The 5,944-nt window shown below is 62.7% G+C and carries 3 protein-coding genes and 2 pseudogenes; 4 read left to right on the forward strand and 1 reads right to left on the reverse strand.

Going from position 1 to position 5,944, the window contains the following annotated elements; all coding sequences use genetic code 11:
* The 4 genes and pseudogenes from G3480_RS24680 to G3480_RS24700 all read left to right on the forward strand — a co-directional run.
* Positions 1–568 (forward strand): hypothetical protein (locus tag G3480_RS24680; RefSeq protein WP_206171881.1); only part of this gene is annotated, 568 nt, incomplete at its 5' end.
* Between the two features lie 55 nt (positions 569–623).
* Positions 624–1,154 (forward strand): annotated as a pseudogene (locus tag G3480_RS24690) (ISAzo13 family transposase); the annotation flags it as partial.
* 253 nt (positions 1,155–1,407) lie between these two features.
* The gene (locus G3480_RS24695; RefSeq protein ID WP_164656884.1) at positions 1,408–2,463 is read left to right on the forward strand and encodes an ISL3 family transposase; all 1,056 of its coding nucleotides are present in this window, start codon (positions 1,408–1,410) and stop codon (positions 2,461–2,463) included.
* Positions 2,464–2,872: 409 nt separating this feature from the next.
* Positions 2,873–4,567 carry a recombinase family protein gene (locus tag G3480_RS24700; RefSeq protein ID WP_164656885.1) on the forward strand — a complete coding sequence of 565 codons (1,695 nt, stop codon included), beginning with the start codon at positions 2,873–2,875 and terminating at the stop codon, positions 4,565–4,567.
* Positions 4,568–4,592: 25 nt separating this feature from the next.
* On the opposite strand, the pseudogene G3480_RS24705 reads toward G3480_RS24700, so the two are convergent.
* Positions 4,593–5,535: pseudogene (locus G3480_RS24705) on the reverse strand (IS4 family transposase); the annotation flags it as partial.
* Positions 5,536–5,944 lie beyond the last annotated feature (409 nt).

The following is a 5,944-nucleotide window of genomic DNA, read 5'->3' on the forward strand; positions in this document are numbered from 1 at the left end:
CGAGGTCGTCACCCTTCAATGGTATAGACAGCCCAAGACGCTGCGCCTGCTCAGCGATGTCTGTCTGTGGCACACCCCCGGATGGCCACCGTTGCCGATTCGCTGGGTGCTCGTGGTCGATCCCGAAGGGTGGCTGCCGACCCAGGCCTTCTTCACCACCGATCTGAACATGGCCCCGGCGCGTGTTGTCGAGCTGTTCGTCTGGCGCTGGTCACTGGAGGTCACCTTCGAGGAAGTCCGTCGTCACCTCGGCGTCGAGACCCAGCGCCAATGGACCGACTTGGCGATCGCGCGCAACACGCCCATGTTGATGGCGCTGTTCTCGCTGGTGTGCCTGATGGTCTACCAGTGGCGCGAGCGCTGGGCCTCGCTACCGCGCTCCACGGCCTGGTACCTCAAGTCCCACGCCACCTTCTCCGACTGCCTCGCCCTGGTGCGGCGCACCATCTGGAGCGACACGCTCTGGGCTAAGGAGAATGACGTCAACTCAACGCCCGAGCAAGACCGGGTCCTAATTTCACCCAAACGCCTCGATCGCTTGCTAGACCAGCTCGCGGCGACCGCCTAAATTGGCCAAAGCCGAGTGATAGGGATACGCTTAACTTAATGGCAGTGCTTACGGCGTCTACGACCGCCAAGCCAACCACGCCCTGGTCAGCGTCGGCACTCATGCCGCGACCGCGCAGTTGGCGGTGGCGGCCATACGCCGCTGGTGGGAGCGGATCGGGCGCGGGCGCTAACCTGACGCCCAGCACCTGCTCATCGAAGCCGATGCGGGCGGCTGCAACGGGCATCGCCCGCGGTTGTGGAAGGATGAACTCCAGCAGTTGGCCAATGACACGGGACTCGCCATCAGTGTCTGCCACTACCCCACCGGCGCCTCCAAGTGGAACCCCATCGAGCACCGACTGTTCAGCCAGATCAGCCGCAACTGGGCGGGGCATCCACTGCGCAGTCTCCCCACCATGCTCGCCCTCATCCGGGGCACCACCACGACCACCGGGCTCTGCGTCGACGCCGTCCTCGATCCAACACCCTACGCCAAAGGCATCAAGGTGACGCCCGAGCAGATGGCGACAGTGAACATTCGACGCCGGCAACTCTGCCCGAATCTGAACTACACCATCAGTCCAAATAAATTGGGAAGTAGTTGATAGACCCGACATTCCGCACATCAAAATGTGTAAAAATAATTTATCTATCTTGCTGATTTTATGTTCAAACTCAGCCGTTCCGAACACGAATCCAGAGCAAATTGCCAGTCATCGCGGGACAAAATATTCCTGCGCTTCCTGGGCGTGAAAAGTCATTATTTTCTATCGCGACTATTCGCTGATTTTCGCTTCAAAATAGCCGAAGATCGCGAAACTTCGATATGCGCAATGTCGGATAGACGGCTCCTTACCGATGTTTGGTCATCAGGTCTTCATTGTCCTGCGCCCTGAGCGTTACGGTTGCCCGCGCTGCGAGGATCGACCGACGACCACGCAGACATTGGACTGGTATACGCCGCGCAGCCGCCTGACCAAGGCGTTTGAGCAGGAGGTCTTGCTGACGCTGATCAACAGCACCGTTGAAGACGTCAGTCGCAAGCAGGGGCTTGGCACGGATGCCATTGAAGGCGTGCTGAAGCGTTATGTCGCCGAGCAGGTCGATTGGAGCCGCTTTACGCAGTTGCCGATCATCGGGGTCGATGAAATTGCCTTGAAGAAAGGGCATCGCGACTTCGTGACGGTCGTCAGTGCCCGTCTCGCCGATGGTCAACTGACCATCCTGGCGATCCTCGCCGACCGCACCAAGGCCACGGTCAAGGCATTTTTCAAGAGTATCCCCAAGCGCTTACGGGCCACCGTCGAGCTTGTCTGCTCGGATCTGTACGCCGGTTTCCTGGGCGCGGCCAAGGCCGTCTTCGGGCGCCGGGTGGCGGTCTGCGCCGATCGCTTTCACGTCGCCAAGCGCTATCGCGATGGCGTGGAGTCCTTGCGCAAGAAAGAGATGCGCCGCCTCAAAGGCGAACTGTCGAAAACCGAGTATGAATCGCTGAAGAACGTGCATTGGATTCTGCGCAAATCCGACGCCGATCTGAGTGCCGATGAGCGCCGGATTCACCGACGCGTCTTTGAATTCTCGCCCAAGCTCCACCAGGCCCATGCCCTCAGTGAGGCGCTCACCGCCATCTATGAAGCCCCGCTGACGAAAGGACAGGGCAAGCGCCGACTGCGCGCCTGGATCCGGCGCGTCACCAAGCGTGGCCTGAGCTGTTTCAATCGTTTCATCAAGACCCTCACGACGCATCTTGAGATCATTGCGAACGATTTCATCAGCCGCCAAACCAGCGGGTTTGTCGAGGGCCTCAATAACAAAATCAAAGTGCTCAAACGGCGCGGCTACGGCTTCACCAATCGAAAGCGGCTTTTTCAGAGGGTGTACCTCGATCTGCACGGATACGCCCTTTTCGGCTAGTCGATGCTTACAAATCAGTCGCTTACCTCTCTTTCGCTCAGCATCATTTCGAAGCTTCTGTGTGCGGATAATTCGAGGTCAAGTGACTGTTATCAAATAATTTTCTCGATCACCTGAATTCCGGGAGAGCCCTTGAGGGCATGACTCAGCGCGCGCAGCCCGTGGGGAGAGAGCAACCGCTGGGGTGGTACCGGCGGGACCAAGTGCGGCAGGTCCGTGTGCGACCACGGAACCGACCAGCAGGGGCCGAGTCGACTGCGCATCCGAATCCAAGGTTCCTCCCCGCGCCAATAGACGCGTTCGACCTGGCCCGCTTGACCGAAGTAGTCGCTTGATTCTTCAATGACGTTAGCAGACGCGCCCAAAAACACAATATACGGTGCTTTATAATCGAGGTTTAAAAGGCACCATGTCGGAAGCCGAGTTGCACATCCTCAAGCAACGTTTGCTCGAAGTCAAACGGGCGAAGGCCCGCCGCGGCGAGCTGAAGCTGCGCCTGCCGATGGGCTATCACCGCGATCTCTCGGGGGCGGTGATCAAGGACCCCGATGCCCAGGCGCGCGCGGTGATCGAGACGATCTTCACGCAGTTTGAGCGCTGCGGCACCATCCATGGCGTGCTGCGTTACCTGGTAGCGCATCAGCTCACGCTGCCCTATCGTCCCATCAGCGGGGCGCAGACGGGGCAACTGCAGTGGCGCCGGCCCAATCGGGTGACGCTGAGCAATCTGCTGCACAGTCCCACCTATGCCGGTGCCTACGTCTACGGACGGCGCCCCATTGATCCGCGCCGGCGTCAGCCCGGCCGACCCGCGACCGGGCGCACTGTTGCCGGTCCCGAGCAGTGGGAGGTGCTGCTCCAGGATCGCCTGCCGGCCTACATCAGCTGGGAGCAGTACGAGCAGCACCTGCGTCAGCTCGCCGCCAATACCGCCCAGGCCGGCGGCGTGGCGCGCCAGGGACCGTCGTTGCTCTCCGTGCGTCTGATCTGTGGCCGCTGTGGGCTGCGCATGGCGACCCAATATACGAACAATGGAGACGGCTTACGCTATGTCTGCTCCCGCGAGTCCACCGACTATGCCGCCCCGCTGTGTCAATCGCTCAGCGGCGCGCCACTGGATGCCTTGATCAGCGAGCTGGTCTTGAGCGCCCTGGAGCCAGCCGCACTGGAGATCAGCCTCCAAGTGGCCGAGGATCTGGAAGGCGAGCGTGCCCGCCATCACGCCCAATGGCAGCAACGCCTGGAGCGCGCCCACTACGCGGCCGAGCGGGCCGAGCGTCAGTACCAAGCCGTCGAGCCCGAGCATCGCCTCGTGGCACGTACCCTGGAGCAGCAGTGGGAGGCGGCGCTGCAGGCCGAGGAGCAGCTGCAGGGCGAGTATGCGCGGTTTCGCCGCCAGGAGCCGCAGACCTTGTCCGAGGTCGAGCGCGCGCGCATTCGCCAACTGGCGGCGGATATCCCCGCCCTCTGGCAGGCGCCCTCGACCACGGCCGCCGAGCGCCAGGCCATCGTCCGCCAGCTCATCGAGCGCGTCATCGTCACCGTCATCGACGACACTGAGCAGGTCACCGTCGAGGTGCACTGGATCGGCGGACATTCCACCCGTACGCACCTGGTGCGTCCCGTTGCGCGTCTGGAGCAGCTCAGCGACTACCCACAGCTAACGGCGCGCGTTCTATCCTTACATCAGGAGGGGCACTCCTGCCCGGACATCGCCCGCCAGCTCAATGCCGAGGTGTGGCGGCCGGCCAAGCGACGCGCGACTTTCACTGGCCCCATGGTCGCCAGCCTGCTCACCCGCCAAGGGCTGTCCGCTGGAACGCCACCTCCACGACAGGCACCCTGGCCGGAGCGCGCCGCGGACGAATGGGCCTTGCCGGAGCTGGCGCGCACGCTCGAGATGCCGCCGGTGACCCTCTTCAGCTGGCTGCGTAGAGGCTGGCTGAAAGGCCGCCAAGTCGAGCGCGCGGGCCGACGTCAATGGCTGATCTGGGCCGACGCCGCCGAGTTGGAGCGCCTTCGTGCGCAACGCCACGCCCCGCGTCACTGGGCACGGACGCGACTCGTCGCCGAGGGCGAGGGGTCCGCAAACAACACTGACTGAACGCTGTATGGAGGCACCATGACTGGTAAATCTCAATTTCCCAGCGTGCCCGATACCAGTCAATCAGCTCGACGACGGCCTCGAGCGTCTCGGCACCGCGGTTGGTCAGCAGACGCCATTCAACCGGTTTGACGCCTGCGGGCGCATCGACCTCACGGGCGATCACGCAGGTGACTTCGATGTGACCTTTGCGCCGATCCGAGAGCGTCACGCGCTTGCTATAGAGCTGCTGACGCACCTCGCGGGCCGCGCGCCCTCGTCCGGGCGGCAGGGTGAAACGCACCTCCCTGAGCGGGGTGGTGTCGAGCACGCTCGCCCACAGCTTCTGGCCGCCCGGCAGGGCGCGGTTGTGCTTGGCGCGCACCAGCCAGTCGGCCGGGTTGCCCAAATCGCGTGCGCGGACCATCAGGTCAAGAATGTCGGCCTCGCGATCCGCCACATAGGACCAGGCGCGTGTCGGGCAACGCCCCAGCCATGTCGGCGATCCGCTCATAGCCTTCCGTCCAGCGCAGACTCTCGGGCGCGCCCGGGCGGTGACCGTCAGCCGCTTTCGGCTCACGCGCCCACATCCAGGCATCCAGCACGCCCAGCGGCTCGCGCTCCGGGGTGACCGCGTAGGTCGGATGCAGGTACATCCCGCGTTGGGCCTCGTAGCTCAGCGGACCAAGTCCTTTGGTCGTCTGGCCGTTGAAGTCCAGCTCCGTGGTGTCCTGCAGACACAGCAACATCGGATGCGCCGCCATGCGCGCCTGGGTGCACTGACGATGCGGCTCGAAAATGTCGAGCCAGTCGTAGGCTTCGCAGCCAAGAAAACGATAGGCGGCCTGCGTCTCCGCCCAGCCGTTACAAGCCGCTGGGATGCTGGCCGTCGGATGCTCGGCCAGGCGCTCGATCAGGTGGATCGCCCGCCGGTCACGGCGCGCATCGCCCAGATTGATCGATGCCAACTCTTCTGCAGCCCAGCCCATCGTCCACTCCAAAATCTCTCAGAAAAACAAGCCCTCTATCGTACACCCAGAGTTGTGTGTAATGGGATGGGCTCAAGGGCTGCCAGGATACGCGTCGCGAGTGGCCGCTTACATGTGTTTACCGGCCGCTGGCGCGACTCGGTTCAGTGACCGCTCTTGGCCGAGTCCGGGCGCTGAGCCCCCGACGCTGGCGACCGTTCATGGGGCGTAGGAGTCACCGCGCCAAGCAGGTCGAGTGACAACTCCCCGCGTTTATGTGAAGGTCAAAATTATGTGAAGGACGAACGTCGGCTCGAGCGTTGGTAACGCCTGGAGCCGACGAGTGCTTCACATAAGGCGATTTACGCGAAAGAACTTACCCGCAGTTTGGTCGGATGAGGATATCCCATTTGGGCAAAGTGGAACTGCG

The organism is Thiorhodococcus mannitoliphagus (assembly GCF_010915725.1).
In the GTDB taxonomy this organism is placed as follows: domain Bacteria; phylum Pseudomonadota; class Gammaproteobacteria; order Chromatiales; family Chromatiaceae; genus Thiorhodococcus; species Thiorhodococcus mannitoliphagus.